We start from the raw sequence: 16,755 nt of genomic DNA on the forward strand, positions 1-16,755 counted from the left end.
CGCACACGTTGTGCGCTCGACAGCGCACGTTTCCCATCCTAACGGATCGTTTCCGAGATGCGTCGCATCCCGCTGGACGCCTTCGATCTGCTCGATCCGATCGCGCGCGGAGGCATGGGCCTGGTGCTGCGCGGCGAGCACCGCGGGCTCGGGATGCCGGTGGCGATCAAGGTGCTCTCGCACGCGCGCGCCCGGCAGGATCGCGCCATCGCGGCGTTCCAGCGCGAGGTGCGCGCGATGGCCTCGCTCGATCACCCAGCGATCGTGCGCGTGCTCGATCACGGCGTGGTGCCCGCGACCGCCGCGGTCGCCGATCCCGAGCACCTCGTCGAGGGCAGCCCGTACCTCGTGATGGAGCTCGCGCACGGCACGCTCGATCACCCCGCGCCGGCGCGCCTCTGGTCACGCACCCGCGCGGTGCTGCGCACGCTGCTCGACGCCCTCGCACACGCCCACGCGCGCGGCCTCGTGCACCGCGATCTCAAGCCCGCGAACGTGCTTCGCGTGCGGCTGCGCGACGGCTCGTCGGTGCTGAAGCTCAGCGACTTCGGGCTCGCGCACGCGCTCGGCACCGATCCCGCGGACGAGCGCGGCGCGGCCGCGGGCACGCCGCAGATGATGGCGCCCGAGCAGTTCCGCGGCGCGGTGCGCGACTTCGGTCCGTGGACCGACCTCTACGCGCTCGGCTGCATCGCGTTCAAGCTCGCGACCGGCAAGCCGCCCTTCGATCATCCCGACGAGGACGAGCTCGCGCACATGCACCTGCGCTCGCCGCCGCCTCGTCTCGTACCGCTCTTCCCGGTGCCCGACGCGTTCGAGGCGTGGGTCGGACGCCTTCTCGAGAAGTCGCCCGATCGCCGCTTCCAGCGCGCGTCCGACGCGGCGCGCGCGCTGCTCGCGGTCGACGAGGGCGAGCCGGTCTCGACGTCGACCGTCGTGCCCGCGCTGCCGGTCGTCACGTCGTCGCCGGGCACCGAGGTCGAGACCGCGCCCGCGACCGAGCTGCGCGTCGACTTCGGCGACGACGAGCGCGAGGAGCCGCCGAGCGACGCCGAGTCGGTCGTCGCGACGCTCGAGGATCTGCCGGCGCTCGCCGCGATCGTCGCCGCGCCGACGCCGCTCCCGACCGACGTCTCGATCCCCGCCGGGCTCGTCGACAGCACGCAGCCGCGCGAGGAGTCGCTGCCCGACTGGCGTCGTCCGGGATCGTCGAACGAGCCGGGATGGGTCGGCGCCGCGCTGAGCTTGTGGGGCCTGCGCCAACCTCCGTTCGTCGCGCGCGAGAGCGAGCGCGAGCAGTGCTGGCGCGCGCTCGAGCGGGTGTGCCAGGACGGTCGCGCGCGTGCGGTCGTGCTGCGTGGGCCCTCGGGGTTCGGCAAGAGCCGGCTCGTCGAGTGGCTCTGCGAGCGCGCCCACGAGGTCGGCGCGGCGACGCCGCTGCACGCGGTGCACGAGCCCGTCGCGTCGTCGGCGAGCGGGCTTCCGCGCATGATCGGATCGCACCTGCGCACGCTCGGGCTCACGCGCGGTGGCGTGCTGGCGCGCGTGCGGCGCGCGCTGCCCAGCGAAGACTCGGCGACCTGCGAGGCGATCACCGATCTGCTCGCGCCGCGCGACGATCGCGGCGTGACGAGCGCGAGCGCGCGCCTCGCGATGGTGCGTCGCGTGCTCGGACAGCTCGGACGCGAGCGACCGCTGGTCGTGCGCCTCGACGACGTGCAGTGGGGCGGCGAGGCGATCGCGCTCGCGCAGTCGATCCTCGAGGCGCAGGGCGATCAGCCGACGCCGATCCTGTTCGTGCTCACCGCGCAGGAGGACGCGCTCGCGGAGCGCCCCGTCGAGTGGGCCCAGCTCGCGTCGCTCTCGGGGCGCGAGGAGGTCACGGAGATCGAGATCGGCCCGCTCCCGCCGGACGCGCATCGCGCGCTCGTCGAGCGGCTCCTGGGCACGCAGGGCGAGCTCGCGAAGCGCGTCGCGGAGCGCACCGCGGGCCATCCGCTCTTCGCGGTGCAGCTCGTCGGCGACTGGGTCGAGCGCGGCATCCTCGAGCCGAGCGCACAAGGTCTGCGCATGCGCGAGGGCGCGAGCGCGGAGCTGCCCGACGATCTGCACTCGGTGTGGCGCGCGCGCCTCGCGCACTTGCTCGGCGAGCACGAGCGCGAGGCCGGTGCGGGCGCGGCGCGCCGTGCGCTCGAGATCCTCGCGCTCGCGGGCGGTCGCGCCGACGCGGCGTTCCTCGCGAGCGCGTGTGATGCCGCGGGCCTGCCCTACCCCGCGGCCGCGATCGATCGGCTCCTGCAGAGCCGCATGCTGCTCCTGCTCGACGAGAGCGAGGGCGGCGACGGGATCACGCTCGAGCTGGTGCACGGCCTCTTGCGCGAGACGCTCGAGCGATCGGCGCGCGACGAGCGGCGCGCGGCCTCGCACCACGCGGCGATCGCGAACGCGCTCGAGACCCGCTACCACGGCGGCGAGACGGGCGCGGCCGAGCGGCTCGCCACGCATCGACTGCTCGGCGGCGATCCTGCGGGCGCCCTCGCGCCGCTGCGCGCGGCGGCGCGCGAGTGGCAGAACCGATCGGACTACGCGCGCGCGGAGTCGCTGCTCGATCGCCATGCCGAGCTCCTCGATCGGCTCGGGCTCTCGGATCGACACCCCGAGCGCCTCGAGGGACAGATCGCGCGCGCCGAGATCCTCCGGCGGCGCGGCGGTCTCGATCGCGCGTCGTCGCTCGCGCAGGTGGTGCGGACGGTCGCGGCTGCGGAGAAGCAGGCCTCGATCGAGGCGCGCGCGTGTCTCGTGCAGGGCTTCGCGGAGGTCGAGCGCGGCGAGGTCGCGCACGGCGTCGAGCACCTCGAGCAGGCGCGCGCGCGCTTCGAGCAGCTCGGGGACGACGCGGAGGCGAGCCGCGCGCTGCGCGCGGTGGGTTATGCGCACTGGCGGCGTCGCGAGCTCGCGCTCGGGTTCCGCGCGTACCTGCGCGCGCTCGAGCTCGCGCAGCGCGCCGGCGATCGGCTCGGCATCGCGGCGGCGCTCGGCGGCGCAGGCATCAGCGATCCCGAGCACCGGCCCGGCGATCCCGCGCGCATCGGCGAGGCCCTCACGATCTTCGAGGCGCACGGGAACCTCTACGGCATGGGCTCGACGCTCAACAGCCTCGCCGAGGTCGCGCGCGCGCAGGGCGATCTCGAGGAGGCGGAGACGCTCTATCTGCGCGCGCTCGCGGTCGCCCAGAAGGCGGGCGCGTCGCACCTCGAGGGCATCGTGATCGGCAACCTCGCGGTGGTGCAGATGCGACAGGGCGCGTACGCCGACGCCTACGAGGAGCTGCAGCTCGGGCTCCGACGCGCGGAGCGGCTCGGGCAGGAGCAGCTGCGCGGCACGCTCCACGTGCTCTCGCTCGCGGGCGCCGCCGAGGCGGGCGCGTGGGAGCAGTGGGACTGGCACGAGCGCGAGGCGGAGCGCGTGCTGGGCGGGCTCGAGACGAGTGAAGAGGACGTCGCGTGGGCGGCCGAGCGCGCGGCGGAGATCGCAGTGCAGCGCGGCGAAGCGTCGCGCGCGCGGGCCGCGTACGGCCTCGCGGCCGGGCACTATCGCAAGCTCGGCCGCGACGCCGACGCCCATCGTTGCGCTGCCCGGTCCGCGTGAGCTCATGGATCGCGGGTGCGATCCATGAGCGCTCTTCATCACGGCCGGAGCACGAGGCGCGCGCTCTCCTCCACGCGATCCGCGATCACGCGGCCCTCGACCAGCTCGTATCCGAGCAGCGCGAACACGCGTCCGCGCCAGAAGATCGGACGCGCGTTGCCGTACCAGTCGGCGCACGACGCGACGCAGTGATCGTCGATGTGTGCGTCGCCCGAGGCGAGACCGCCGAGCGGCGTGAAGCGCTGCCCGTTCACGCGCAGGAAGAACACCGACGCGCTGCCGTGCCAGAGCTGGTGCCAGCCGCTCTCGTTGCCGCCGCGCACCGGCAGGCCGAGCACGCCCTGCCCCTCGCCGTCGTCGCGATAGAAGAAGCCGTGGGTGCGCGTCTCGCCCTGCGATGCGTTGCGCAGCACGTAGCGATCGACCGGCTGCACGCCTCCGTCGAGCGCGATCGACGAGAACGCGAGCCCCTCGTTCTCGCGACCGACCACGACCGCGCCGCGGCCCATCGCCTCGATCCGCTCGACGTCGTGCCCGACGTCGACGCGGTACGCGGGCCCTCCGTGCCGCCACGACGCGGCGTACACGCTCCCGCCGCGCGCCTGCCCCCAGCCCCACGCGTTGCCGGTGCCGTAGAGCACCCAGTCACCGACGAAGCGGTTCGTGATCGCGCCGATGCCGTCGACCTGCGGCATCGCGCGATAGGTCGCGACGTCGAGCGCGCGCCCCTCGCTCGTGAACGCGCCGAGCGGGATGCTCGCGAGCGCGAGCGCACCGGCGCGCTGCTCGGGCGCCCACATCGCATCGCCGTGACCTTCGCTGCGCACGAGCACGTGGAGCCGTCCGTCGTCGGCTTCCTTGAACGAGAGCTGATCGGTCGGCGCGCCCCACGCGCGCACCGCACCGGTCGGTCCTCCGTCGAGCGGGAGGCGATACACCATCGCGTCGGTGGGCACGCCGCCCTCCTCCGCGCGCGGCGCGTCGCTGATCCACACGTAGACCGCGTCGCGCGAGACGTAGAACGTGCGCCCGACCGGGCCGACCATGCCCTGCGCGCGACAACCGAGCGCATCGCGCTCGCCGAGCTCGCACATCACGACGGTGTGCAGCACCGCGTAGCCGTCGCGCGGCGCGAGCGACGCGTGCACCGGACCGTCGATCGACGACCACGCGCCACCGACCGCGCGCAGCCCGGGGAAGGAGCGATCGAACGATCCGTCGCCCTGCACGTACCCGAGGTAGTGCGGCACGTAGAGCACGAGGCGATCGCCGACGAGGCGCGACGCGTAGTTCCGCGACGAGAAGTAGTCGTTCGATCGCAGCTGGAACGAGCCGCGATGCACGATCAGCCCCCGCGCGTCGATCTCGAAGAGCCCGATCTCGGTCGCGCTGTCGCGATAGCTGAAGCCGATCACGACGATGGTGTCGCCGTGGATCAGGAGCTCGTCGTACCAGTCGGCGGCGTGGTGGCCCGGCGCGTACGCGTTGGTCACCGAGATCTGCCGCATCGATCCGCCCGCGAGATCGACCGAGAAGAGCCGCCCGCGGCGCAGCACGACGAGGTGCTCGCCGTGCATCTTCACGATGCCGCCCTCGTCGACGCCCTGCTCCTGGACGTTGGTGATCGACTCGCCGCCCGACGACGTCGACTCCGCAGCTGGCGCGCTCGAGCCCGACGGGCCTCCCGCGCAGCTCGGCACCAGCGCACACACGATCGCCAGCGCGATCGATCGCATCACGCCACGCACGACCCCTCCTCCGCGCGACCCCGCCGCGCGTCAACGAGGAGCTGGGACGCGTGATCCAAGATTTCGATCTCTCGATCGGTCCGACCGCGCCCCGTGCGGGATCACGTTGCGCGCGCGAACCGGCGGCGCGAAGGTCGCGCGCATGGACCACGAGACGTTCGCCCACGAGCCCCCGCCAGCGCGCATCCCCGTTGTCGGCGTCGCGATCACCGCGCTGGTCACGGGCGCGCTCGGCGCCGTCGCAGGCGCGAGCGCCGGCGCGATGGTCGCCGTGCTCGGCGGCGTGATCGGCGCGGCGCTCGGGACCGCAGGCGCAGTCGCGTTCACCACCGGTCGTCGTTGGCTCGGGGGCGGCGTGATCGCGCTCGGGCTGGTGTCGAACGTGTGCTGCGCGACCGGCGGCGTGGTGTACCAGGGCGTGCGCTCGATCGTGCCCGACGTCGTCGCGCTCGAGCCGATCGCGACCGCGGATCACGCGTATCTCCGTCACCCCACGCTCGGCTTCCTCGTCGGCGCGCCGACCGAGGACTTCGAGGACGGATCGTCGAGCCCGGCGGTGCGCGTGATGGCGATCTCGCTGCGCCCGGCAGGCATGCCCGAGGGTGTCTGGGCGTGGACCTCGCGCGAGACCGGCGCGATGATCCTCGTCGCCGCGCTGAGGGCGAGCGCGGAGCCGACCGAGGCGTCCGCGACCGCGTTCATCCACGCGTTCCTGCGCGGAGCGATCACGGCCGATCGCACGCTCGATCCCACGTTCGTGTCGTGGTCCGACGAGGATCACGACGTCTGGGCGCGCGCCGCGGGATCGAACGCCTACGGTCCCGTCGCGATGAGCGCGCGATACCGCGCGTGGCGCGATGACGCGGGCCAGTGGCACGCGCTCTTCGTCGCGATGAAGACGCACCCCGACGACGACGCGATGCCGTACCTGCTCGAGGTGCACACACCGAACGAGCCGTGGCGCGGGCCCGGCGCGCCGCCGCCCGGATTCGCGCCGCGCACCACGTCGCTCGCCGCGGCGCGCGCGTCGTTCACCAGCACGCCGCTGCGCGGCCCGCGCAATCCGGTTCCGCTCGCGCCCCTGCCCGACGACGATGCGTTCGAGGTCTCGCGTTACGAGTCGCCGGTCGGCTCGCTCGCCGCGTACCTGACGCGCAACGCGCGCGAGCGCGAGAGGCGCCCCGCGGTGCTCTGGCTGCACGGCGGCTACGCGATGGACGACGGTGATCTCGATCCCGAGTGGGGCCCACGCGCGCTCGCCGAAGCGGGCTTCGTCGTGATGCTGCCCGCGACGCGCGGTGAGCACGGCAGCGACGGGCAGATCGAGATGTTCCTCGGCGAGGTCGACGACGTGCGCGCCGCGCTCGAGCACCTGCGCGCGCTGCCGGCGGTCGATCCCGAGCGTGTCGTGGTGATGGGCCACTCGGTCGGCGGGACGCTCGCGACGTTGCTCGCGGAGTCGGGCGCGCCGGCGCGCGCGTACTTCGCGTTCGGGCCCTGCGCCGACGCGCACTGGATGAACGCGTGGGGCCCCGACGATCAGGGCTGGGTCTACGATCCCCGTCGCGTCGAGGAGAGCTGGGTGCGCTCGCCGATCGCGTTCCTCGCGGGCATCACGAGCCCGACCTTCGTGGTCGAGGGCGCGAACGAGTCGCAGGCGCTCGCGGCGCGCGCGATCGCGGCGGCAGCGCCGCCCGGTGCCCCGATCCAGGTGATCGTGCCCTCGGGCGGCGATCACCAGAGCTTGGTGCGGCCGGTCGTGGATCTGCTGATCCCGCGGCTCCGCTCGAGCGAGCCGATCACGCTGAGCGCGGCCGAGGTCGAGGCGATCGCGGCCGCGCCGTGAACGATCAGTCGTCTTCGATCAGCTCTTCGGAGAGGTCGCGGACGAGCACCTTCGAGCGTCGCTTGCGGTCGTAGCGCGCGCGCCGTGCCTCGGGCAGCGCGCGCACGCCGGCGGGCTGGAAGCCGCGCTCGCGGAACCAGTCGGTCGTCTGCGTGGTGAGCACGAAGAGCGTCTCGAGGCCCATCGCGCGCGCCTTCTGCGCGGTGTACTCGACGATCGCCTCGCCGCGGCCCTTCTCGCGATAACGACCGTCGACCGCGAGACAGTAGAGCTCGCCGGTCTTCTCGTCGGGAAAGGCCTCGAGCCCGGCGCATCCGATGATCATTCCGTCACGCTCGACGACGGTGAAACGGTCGATCTCGTTCTCGAGCGTCTCGCGGCTGCGGCGCACGAGGATCCCCGCTTCCTCGAGTGGACGCAGCAGCTCGAGCATGCCGGGGATGTCGTCGATGCGCGCGCCGCGCATGTCCTCGTAGCGCTCGGCGGTCACCAGCGTGCCGCGACCTTCACGCGTGAAGAGCTCCTGCAGGAGCGCGCCGTCGAGCTGCCGCTCGACGAGGTGGGTGCGCCGCACGCCCTCGCGACACGCGCGAGCCGCCGCGGCGAGGTGCTTGATGGTGTCGGGGTGCAGGTGCTTGCCGCCCTCGACGAGCTCTTCGGCCTCGACCGGGCCGAGCTGCGGGATGAGGCGCTTGCGGCGATCGACGACCCCGCGGCCCTCGACGAGCTGCACGAGCTTGTCGGCCCCGAGCGCGACTGCCGCGCTCGCCGCGACCTCGTGCGACGAGAGGTTGTACGCCTCGCCCGCCGGCGAATAGCCGAGCGGCGAGAGCAGCACGATCGCGCCCGAGTCGAGGCGCATCTTCACGCCCTCGACGTCGATGCGCCGCACGCCGCCGGTGAGCTGGTAGTCGACGCCGTCACGCACGCCGCGCGGACGCGCGACGACGAAGTTGCCCGACGCGACGCGGATGCGCGAGTGCGCCATCGGCGAGCTCGGAAGGCCCATCGAGAGCAGCCCCTCGATGCGCATGCGGATGTTCCCGACCGCGTCCTCCACGCAGCGCATCGTCGCGGGGTCGGTGACCCGCATGCCCTTGTGGAAGCGTGGGCGCAGGTTGCGCTCGCGCATGCGCTCCTCGATCTGCGGCTTGCTGCCGTGCACCAGCACGACCCGCACGCCGAGCGCGTGCATCAGCGCGACGTCGTGGATCAGGTTCGGGAACGACGAGTCGACGACCGCCTCGCCGCCGAACATCACGACGAAGGTGCGCCCGCGGTGCGCGTGGATGTACGGCGCGGAGAGGCGGAAGAAGTCGACGAACGAGCTCGGCGCCTGACCGTTCACGACGCACCTCCGCACATCTTCGCGATCAGCTTCGTGAGGAGGTCGATGCAGGGCTCGATGCGATCGAGCCCGAGGTACTCGTCGGGCTGGTGCGCGACGTCGATGTCGCCGGGGCCGAGCACGATCGTCTCGAGCCCGAGCTTCGAGAGGAACGGCGCCTCGGTGCCGAACGACACCGCGCCCGCCGCATGCCCGGTGAGCTGCTCCGCTGCGCGCACGATCGCCGCGCTCGCCGGGGTCTCGAAGGGCGGGATCGGATCGTGGAGCGGGCCCGCTTCCATCGTGAGCCCGAGCCCGGCGATCGCGTGCCGGATCGCGGCGTGGAGATCGCGGCGCACGATCGCGTCGTCCATGCCGGGCAGGACGCGCAGATCGAACTGCAGCTCGCAGTGCGCGCAGATGCGGTTCGGGTTGTCGCCGCCCTGGATGTTGCCGAGGTTCATCGTGGTGGTCGGCGGCCTCAGATCGTCACGCCGGTGCGACGCCTCGAGCTGCTCGCGCATCGCGATCATCGCGTTCATCGCGCGGCGCATGCCCTCGAGCGCGCTGGCGCCGAGCGAGGGATCGCTCGAGTGCCCGCTGCGCCCGAGGAGGCGCAGGAACTCCATCGAGACGCCCTTGTGCATGCGCACCGGGCGCAGGCCGGTCGGCTCACCGATCACCGCTGCGCTGCCGCCCGGCTTCTGCGCCGCGAGCAGCGCGCGCGCGCCCGACATGCCGCACTCCTCGTCGGCGGTCGCGAGGATCGTGAGCGGCGCGTGCTGCGGGAGATCACGGGTGCGTCGCGCCGCTTCGATCGCGATCGCGAGGAACGACTTCATGTCGCTGGTGCCGAGGCCGTAGAGCTTCCCGTCGCGCTCGGTCGCGCGGAACGGATCGCTCGACCACTTCCCCTCGTCGAAGGGCACGGTGTCGGTGTGGCCCGCGAGCACGAGCCCGCCCGGCCCGCGACCGCGCGTCGCGATGAGGTTCGCCTTCGGCCCGCCGCCGTGCGCGTCGACCTCCATCACCTCGACGGAGAAGCCTTCGTCGTCGAGCCACGTCGCGAGGCGATCGATGACGGCGCGATTGCCCATGTCGAATTCCGGACGAACGGAGCTGACGGAGGGCGTGGCGATGAGCTCGCCGATCTGCGTGAGGAGCAACGACGACATCGCGCGCGGATCTAGCAGAAATGCAGCGCCCCGCTGCGCTATCGTCGATGTGTGCGCACCGCGTCTCGGAGCCCAGCCCTCGCGCTCGCGTCGTTGCTCTTGCTCTCCGCGCTCGCCCATCCGGCGGCGCTCGTCGCACAGTCGATCGAGCCCTATCGACCTCCGCCCATCGAGCTCGAGCCGAAGCGGGCGCTGACGATCACCGGAGTGAGCGTGTTCGTGACGAGCTGGCTCCCCAATGCGGGCTTCGGGCTGGTGCTCTCGTTCGGCGGCGCCGAGAGCGACCTCCTGGGCTTGATGCAGATCCCGGTGGTCGGTCCGATCATCGGCATGGCCGTGCTCGACTGGCAGGACGGTTGGGTGATCTTCCAAGCGTCCGTGCTGCTCACGCAGTGTGCAGGCCTCGCGCTCTGGATCACGGGCCTCGCGCTGCCCGGGCCCGAAGAGCAACCCGTCGTGATCGCGCCGGTCGCATCACCCGAGCTCGTGGGCGTCGCAGTCCGTGGCTCGTTCTGACGCGCGCGAGCTCGTCGGCGCGGCCGTGCTGATCACGCCGGACGTTCGTCGGATCGGTCGAAGTCGCCCGAGAGCACCTGCGCGAGATAGAGCGCCTGCTCGGGCGGGATGTTCGCGATGAGCCGGAGCTCGGCTCCGTCGACGTCGGCGTAGAGCGAGTGAACGCTGCCGCCGGCCGCGTCGGGTTGCTCGCGCACGAAGATTCGGCGCAGCCGATCGAGCTCGATCGCTCGGCCCCCCGGCCACGGCAGCGGCGCGTGGGCGACGGAGAGCGTCGAGCCCTCGATCGTGATCGTGGTGCGGTTCACGAGATGAGCGGGCACGAAGTAGGCGAGCCAGACGCCGACCGCGACGAACGGGCTCACGCAGAGCGCTCCCAGCCAGTCCTCCCCGAAATGGGCGAGCGTGAAGAACCGCGCGAGGAATCCGTTCCAGAGGATCGCGAAGAACAACACGAACCACGAGCCCGCGTCGCGCCATCGTCGCGTGATCCGGAGCGTGCGCCAGGGTCTCGCGCGCGCGCGGTACGCGCCGGTCCCGGCCGGCAGCGGCGGACCGATCTCCACCGTGATCGTGTCGGGGCGCGGATGGGTCATCGCTCCGTCGTCTCCTCGCGGATGCCCACGTGGTCTTCGATCGTCTGTGCCACGTAGAGCGCTTCGTCCGCCGTGGTGAAGCCCGTCGCGAGCACGACCGTGGCCCCCGAGAGCTCGGCGAAGAGCGTGTAGGTCGGCGCGGCATGAGATGACGAGCCCAGGAGCTGCGGGGGGCGCACGACGGAGATCGTGCGGAGCTCGCCGACGTCGAGGCGCCGGCCCGAGCGCCACAGGGAGGGCCACACGGAAGCGGTCAGCGAGGAGCCGTCGATCGTGATCCGCAGTCGGCGCGCGAGCATCACCCCGATCGCCACGAGCAGCGCGAGCCCGACGAGCGCATGTGGCAGTCCCGACTCGAACCGCGACGCGAGGAGCGCGCGCAACGTGAGCGCATTCAGCAGCAGCACGATGGGCGAGACGAGAACGAAGGGAAGCCACTCGCGACGACCGAGGACGCGCAGCGTGCCTCGACGCACCTGCGCGTGATCGCGATAGCCGGCGCGCGGAGCGGCGGCTCCTTCGCGCTGGACCACGATCCACGCGGGCCGACGGTGTCGGACCGTGGGATCACGCGCGACGAGCTGAGCCGACGCGAACCGCACGCCGCAGCTCGCGCACGTCGCGATCAGGTCGAGCCCGGTGGAAGACACGCGAGCGGTGCAGCGCGGGCAGACGACGTCCACGCCGCCCCAACGCTCAGCGCGATGCGAGGATTCGCTCGAGCTCGTCCGCCTTCTTCGGGATCGCCGCGGTCAGGTTGCGGCTCCCGCCCTCGGTCACGAGCACGTCGTCCTCGATGCGCACGCCGATGCCGAGGTACTCGCTCGGCGCCTTCGCGTCCTTCGCGACGTAGATCCCGGGCTCGATCGTGAGCACCGCGCCCGCTTCCATCCCGCGGGGGCGCGTCGACGGGCCCTCGCCCTCGTAGACGAAGTACGAGCCCACGTCGTGCACGTCCATGCCGAGCCAGTGCGACGTGCGGTGCATGTAGAACGCCTTGTAGCGCTCCTTCTCGATCGCATCCTCGAGCGGCCCCTCGATCAGACCGATCTCGATCATGCCCTCGGTGATCGCGCGCACCGTGATGCGGTGCACGTCCTCGACCGTCGCGCCCGGGCGCACCGCCGCGATCGCGAGCTCCTGCGCGCGCAGCACCACGTCGTAGACCGCCCGCTGCGGCTTGGTGAAGCGACCGCTCACCGGGAACGTGCGCGTGACGTCGGCGCTCTGGTAGCCCCACTCCGCGCCTGCATCGATCAGCAGGAGATCGTTCTCCTCCATCCGCCGATCGTTCTTGCGGTAGTGGAGGATCGTCGCGTTGGGGCCCGAGCCGACGATGGGCTCGTACGCCGGGCGCTCGCACCCGTGGCGGCGGAACGCGCGGACGAGCTCGGCCTCGACCTCGTACTCGAACGCACCGGGCTTCGCGACGCGCATCGCCGCCGCGTGCCCTTCGCGCGTCGCCTCGATCGCGCGGCTCATCGCGTCGAGCTCGAGCGCGCTCTTGAAGAGGCGCATCGGGTGCACGTGCGCGCTCGGATCGACGATCTCGGTCGGCGCGAGCACGCCCATGCGCTGGCGGCGCCGCGTGAGGTGCAGCGCGGCGAGCACGCGCGTGTCCATCGAGGGATCACGACCGAGCGCGTAGAGCATGCGCGGCGCGTTCGCGAGATAGCCGGGCAGGCGCTCGGCGAGCTCGGAGATCGGGAACGCCGCGTCCGCGCCGAGCTGCTTCACCGCGCCGTCGACGCCGATGCGCGGTCCGTCCCACGTCTCGCGCTCGGGATCGCGCGGGCGCACGAAGAGCACGTAGCGATGCTCGGCGTGGCGGTTCGTGATCACCGCGACCGACTCGGGCTCGTCGAGGCCGGTGAGATAGAAGAAGTCGGAGTCCTGCCGATACGGGTGCTCGACGTCGTGGTTGCGCACGTGGACCGGCGCGGACGTGAGCACGACGACCCCGGCGCCGAAGCGCTCCATCACCACGCGACGCCGTTCGGCGAGCTCGGTGGTCAGGGCGGGGGCGAACGCGAGCGGGGACTCCGGGGGCATCGCGCGAGAATGGCATGGGCCGGCGCGCAGGGCATCAGCCGAGATGCTGGGCAGAGCCGCCCGGAACTACATGCGTGCGAGGAGACACACGTGGCGACGAGAAGCCTCCGTACGAAGGCGAGCCCGGCTCGTGACGCGCGTGACACCATGCCGCCGCTCCTGCCGCGCGCCGAGCGGATCGCGATGGGCAAGGCGCTGCGCGAGCGCGTCCCGCGGAGCACGTGGGCCGCATGGAAGCGTCCGATCGCGGAGCGCGATCCGATCGCGATCCTGGAGCGCTCGAGCGCGGGGCGGCTGCCCGAGCTCGTGCCGATCCGATACGGGCGCATGCAGCGCACCCCGTTCGCGTTCCTGCGCGGCGCGGCGGCGGTGATGGCGCACGACCTCGCGACGATCCCGAGCTCCGGCGTGCGCGTGCAGGCGTGCGGCGACTGTCACGTGATGAACTTCGGTCTGTTCGCGACGCCCGAGCGGCAGCTCGTGTTCGACGTGAACGACTTCGACGAGACGCTGCCGGCGCCGTGGGAGTGGGACGTCGCGCGGCTGGCCGCGAGCGCCGAGGTCGCGGCGCGCGCGCTCGGGCTGTCCGATGCGAGGGCGCGCGACGTCACGATGGCGAGCGTGCGCGCGTATCGCGAGCACGTCGCCGCGTGCGCTCGGATGAGCCCGCTCGAGGTCTGGTACTCGCGGCTCGATGCCGAGACGCTGATCGCCGAGGCGCCCCACGCGGCGTCGCGACGCCGTCGCGAGGAGCTCGCGGCGAGCGCGCAGAAGCGCGTGGTCGAGGCGCTCTTCCCCAAGCTCACGACGCGCATCGGCGGTGCGCTCCGCTTCGTCGACGATCCCCCGCTGATCGAGCACGTCACGGACGGCGAGGCCGAGGCGCGAGTGCGCGAGGGGCTCGCGGCATACCGCGCGTCGCTCCCCGCCGAGCGCCGCATGCTGCTCGATCGGCATCGGCTCGAGGACGTCGCGCGCGAGGTCGTGGGCATCGGGAGCGTCGGGACGCGCTGCTGGATCGCGCTCTTCGCGACGGCCGACGAGGAGCCGCTGGTCCTGCAGCTCAAAGAAGCTGCGCGCTCGGTGCTCGAGCCCTACGCCGGCGCGAGCGCGTACACGCACCAAGGGCAGCGCGTGGTGGTCGGACAGCGCTCGATGCAGTCGGCGAGCGACGTGCTCCTCGGCTGGACGAAGACGCGCAGCGGGCGCGACTACTACGTGCGCCAGCTGCGCGACATGAAGCTCTCCATTCCATTGGAGAATGCGAGGCCGGGCGCGCTCGAGCGCTACGCGGAGCTCTGCGGGCGCTGCCTGGCGCGCGCTCATGCACGCGCCGGCGATGCTGCGATCCTCAGCGGATATCTCGGAAGAAGCGACCGTTTCGAGACCTCGATGGCCGCGTTCGCCGCTGCCTACGCCGACCAGACCGAGCGCGACCACGCGACGCTCGAGGCCGCGGTGCGCTCCGGCCGATTGGAATCGCGCGACGCCTAACGTGCGAGCTCGACCAGCCGCGCGAGACCGCTCTCGACCCCCGCGCCGAGCTCGCCTCCCCACGCCTCGATCGACAGCGTCGCTCCGCGTCCCGCAGCCGCGCGCAGGGGCTCGGCCGCACGCGGGTTGCGGAACCAGTCCTCGTCGAAGCGCTCGCGCAGCGCCGCCGCGAGCGCGGGCGCGAGCAGAGCCGCACGAAGGTCGGCATCGCGCGCAGCGGGGTCGAGCACGACCGGCGCGGAGAGCCACGATGCGGTCGACGGCTCGCGCACGCCGAGCGCGCGCGCGACGAGCCCGGCGCCGCGATCACGCCGCTCGCGATCCGACGACGCACGCTCGGAGAGCCGGCTCGCGACGAGGGTGCGCGCGCGACCGAGCACGATCGCCAGCGCGCCGCGGCGCGACGCGTTCGCGGCGCTTCCCTCGAGCCGTCGGACGCGCTGGACGAACAGCGGATCGGCGTGCAGCGACGCGAGCAGCGCGCCGAGGCCCCGGCCGACCGATCCCGGCCATGCGCGACGGATCGCGGCGGGCAACGCCGGCGCGACGAGCGCCGACGCGAGCGCCTCACCGAGGGCGGCGGTCAGCGCGAGCTCCGACGTGACGCCGAGCTCGAGCGCGGAGGGCACGACGTCGACCCGGCGCGGCGGATCGCTCGCGATCACGTGTGCCGCGGGATCGAGCTCGGCGTGCGACGAGACCAGACGCACGCGCGAGAGCGGCGCGTCGAGCCCGAGCGGAGCGAGCCCCGCGCCGAGGCGACGACCGCGTCCCGCAGGCGCGACCGTCACGTCGAGCGCCGGCGCGCGGAGCACGCCGAGCGCATCGAGCACGGTCTGCGGGCGAGGCGCGCCGGTCGCGTGCGCGGCGCGCGCGAGCGCTTCGTGCATCGCGTCGTCGGTCGCGTCGAGGAAGCGCTGGGCGCGCTCGTTGAGATCGTCGGGCGGCTCGTCCGCGCTCTTCGGACCGCGCGCGCGCACCTTCGCGGCGAGCGCGTCGGCCTCGTCGCGCGCCTCGAGCATGCGGGCTCGATCCTGCGAGGCCCGCTCCTCGATCGCGTCGAGCGCGACGGTGCGCTGGCGCGGGTCGGGATGGGCGAGCGCGTCGTGCAGCAGCGCCCCGAGCGTGCGCGGCACCCCCGCGATCACCACGCCCGCATCGGCGGCGAGCGGGCTCACGCCGGCGCGCGCGAGCACCTCGTCGCGCGCGGCGCGCGCCACGTGCACGAGCATCGCGGCGTGCTCGTCATGGGCGATCTGCCCGAGGGACGCGGCCTCGCCGATCGCCTCGCGCACCTCGCCCGAGCCGAGCGCCCGGCGCAACTTCTCCTCTCTCGCCGACGCCTCGCGCCGCGCGTCGCCCCTCGCGAGGCGAGCCGCAGCGCGTGCGTCGATCCACTGCTCGATTCGTTCTCGGGCTCGCTCGATCGGTGCACGCACGGGGCGAAGCATACGCGCGGCCGATCGACGCGCACCGATCGCGCGTTCGCCCGCGGTCGCGTGGTAACGTGGCCGCATGGTCCTGCTTCGTCGCTCGCTCGCGCTCGCGCTCGTCGGCGCAGCCCTCGCGATCATGGGCTGCAAGCCATCGCGCGGTGAGGAGACGGTCGACTGCACGCCGGGCGCGCACATCTGGGTCGGCTGCAACCAGGCGTGCTCGATCGGCGAGTGCAGCGGCGATCCGTGGCTGCAGATCTGCGACGGCGACACGCCGGTCGCGTCGTGCGTCGAGGGCTCGTTCATCGCGCAGAGCGACGACTCGACCGAGCTCTGCTTCTCGACGTGCCCGATCGTGCAGATGGTCTGCCCGGAGTCCGGCCACATCACGGTCACGCTCAAGGGCTACAGCGGCAGCAGCAGCGCGTTCACGTGCGACTGGCGCGTGGACGAGCGCCCGCCGCTCACGCTGCGCGACGCCGGCACGCCGAGCACCGACGCAGGAGGCTCCTCATGACGCGCAACGTCCTGCTCGCGATCGCGATCGCCGCGATGCCGCTCGTCGCGGGGTGCCGCGGGAACAAGGTGGGCACCACCGACTGCACACCGGGCGAGCCGGTGTTCGTCTCGTGCGGCTGCCTCGGCGTCGGCTCGTGCGAGACCACGCCCGATCCCGTGCTGCGCGTGTGCGACGGCACGCTCGACGAGGACGAGTGCACGTGGGACGTGCAGATCGGGGAGAACGACGACGGCCCGATGTGCGGTCGCTGCCCCGGGCTCACGGTCACCTGCCCCGACTCGGGCAGCCTGCTCGTGATGGCGCGCGGGTTCTATCCCGACGAGATCGTCGACTGCGACTGGGCGACGAACCCCGGTGGGCCGCCGGCCGAGTAACGCGGAAATTTTGGAGGGCGAGA

The 16,755-nt window shown here is 72.8% G+C and carries 13 protein-coding genes; 6 read left to right on the plus strand and 7 right to left on the minus strand.

All coding sequences use genetic code 11. From position 1 onward, the window contains the following. Positions 1–57 precede the first annotated feature (57 nt). Positions 58–3,648: a serine/threonine-protein kinase PknK gene (locus tag I5071_RS20255; RefSeq protein ID WP_236607135.1), complete on the plus strand. Its 3,591-nt coding sequence runs from the start codon at positions 58–60 to the stop codon at positions 3,646–3,648. Between the two features lie 38 nt (positions 3,649–3,686). Here I5071_RS20255 and I5071_RS20260 read toward each other — a convergent pair whose 3' ends face one another. Further along, the gene (locus I5071_RS20260; protein ID WP_236607136.1) at positions 3,687–5,396 is read right to left on the minus strand and encodes a beta-propeller domain-containing protein; all 1,710 of its coding nucleotides are present in this window, start codon (positions 5,394–5,396) and stop codon (positions 3,687–3,689) included. Positions 5,397–5,538: 142 nt separating this feature from the next. Here I5071_RS20260 and I5071_RS20265 point away from each other — a divergent pair, with 142 nt between their 5' ends. Continuing rightward, complete coding sequence (locus I5071_RS20265; protein WP_236607137.1) at positions 5,539–7,242, plus strand: alpha/beta hydrolase family protein; 1,704 nt, start codon at positions 5,539–5,541, stop codon at positions 7,240–7,242. Between the two features lie 4 nt (positions 7,243–7,246). On the opposite strand, the gene argA is transcribed toward I5071_RS20265, so the two are convergent. Further along, positions 7,247–8,590 (minus strand): amino-acid N-acetyltransferase, encoded by a 1,344-nt coding sequence (gene argA, locus I5071_RS20270; RefSeq protein ID WP_236607138.1) that lies wholly within the window; start codon positions 8,588–8,590, stop codon positions 7,247–7,249. Further along, entirely contained in the window at positions 8,587–9,744 is a 1,158-nt protein-coding gene (argE, locus tag I5071_RS20275) for an acetylornithine deacetylase (protein WP_236607139.1), read from the minus strand. The genes argA and argE overlap by 4 nt, the downstream gene beginning before the upstream one ends. Positions 9,745–9,795: 51 nt before the next feature. Between argE and I5071_RS20280 the strand changes: the two genes are divergently transcribed. Beyond that, the gene (locus I5071_RS20280; RefSeq protein WP_236607140.1) at positions 9,796–10,260 is read left to right on the plus strand and encodes a hypothetical protein; all 465 of its coding nucleotides are present in this window, start codon (positions 9,796–9,798) and stop codon (positions 10,258–10,260) included. A gap of 32 nt (positions 10,261–10,292) precedes the next feature. Here the strand turns inward: I5071_RS20280 and I5071_RS20285 are convergent, their stop codons facing one another. Genes I5071_RS20285 through I5071_RS20295 form a run of 3 tightly spaced genes read right to left on the minus strand, consistent with a single transcriptional unit; the run spans position 10,293 to position 12,908 of the window. Further along, positions 10,293–10,856, minus strand: a complete 564-nt coding sequence (locus tag I5071_RS20285) for a hypothetical protein (RefSeq protein WP_236607141.1) — start codon at positions 10,854–10,856, stop codon at positions 10,293–10,295. Continuing rightward, the gene (locus tag I5071_RS20290; protein ID WP_236607142.1) at positions 10,853–11,506 is read right to left on the minus strand and encodes a hypothetical protein; all 654 of its coding nucleotides are present in this window, start codon (positions 11,504–11,506) and stop codon (positions 10,853–10,855) included. The genes I5071_RS20285 and I5071_RS20290 overlap by 4 nt, the downstream gene beginning before the upstream one ends. Before the next feature lie 46 nt (positions 11,507–11,552). Further along, the gene (locus I5071_RS20295) at positions 11,553–12,908 is read right to left on the minus strand and encodes an aminopeptidase P N-terminal domain-containing protein (protein WP_236607143.1); all 1,356 of its coding nucleotides are present in this window, start codon (positions 12,906–12,908) and stop codon (positions 11,553–11,555) included. 147 nt (positions 12,909–13,055) lie between these two features. Here I5071_RS20295 and I5071_RS20300 point away from each other — a divergent pair, with 147 nt between their 5' ends. Next, positions 13,056–14,402 (plus strand): DUF2252 domain-containing protein, encoded by a 1,347-nt coding sequence (locus tag I5071_RS20300; RefSeq protein WP_236607144.1) that lies wholly within the window; start codon positions 13,056–13,058, stop codon positions 14,400–14,402. Here I5071_RS20300 and I5071_RS20305 read toward each other — a convergent pair. Further along, positions 14,399–15,724, minus strand: coding sequence for a hypothetical protein (locus I5071_RS20305; protein WP_236607145.1), 1,326 nt, complete (start codon positions 15,722–15,724; stop codon positions 14,399–14,401). The two genes, I5071_RS20300 and I5071_RS20305, sit on opposite strands and share 4 nt — an antisense overlap. 193 nt (positions 15,725–15,917) lie before the next feature. Here I5071_RS20305 and I5071_RS20310 point away from each other — a divergent pair, with 193 nt between their 5' ends. Together I5071_RS20310 and I5071_RS20315 are read left to right on the plus strand one after the other, a co-directional pair. After that, on the plus strand, positions 15,918–16,355 hold the full coding sequence (locus I5071_RS20310) for a hypothetical protein (protein ID WP_236607146.1): 438 nt from the start codon (positions 15,918–15,920) through the stop codon (positions 16,353–16,355). Beyond that, positions 16,352–16,732 (plus strand): hypothetical protein, encoded by a 381-nt coding sequence (locus I5071_RS20315; protein ID WP_236607147.1) that lies wholly within the window; start codon positions 16,352–16,354, stop codon positions 16,730–16,732. Before I5071_RS20310 ends, I5071_RS20315 begins: the two co-directional genes overlap by 4 nt. Positions 16,733–16,755 lie beyond the last annotated feature (23 nt).

The sequence above is a fragment of the Sandaracinus amylolyticus genome (genome assembly GCF_021631985.1).
Taxonomy (GTDB): Bacteria; Myxococcota_A; Polyangia; order Polyangiales; family Sandaracinaceae; genus Sandaracinus; species Sandaracinus amylolyticus_A.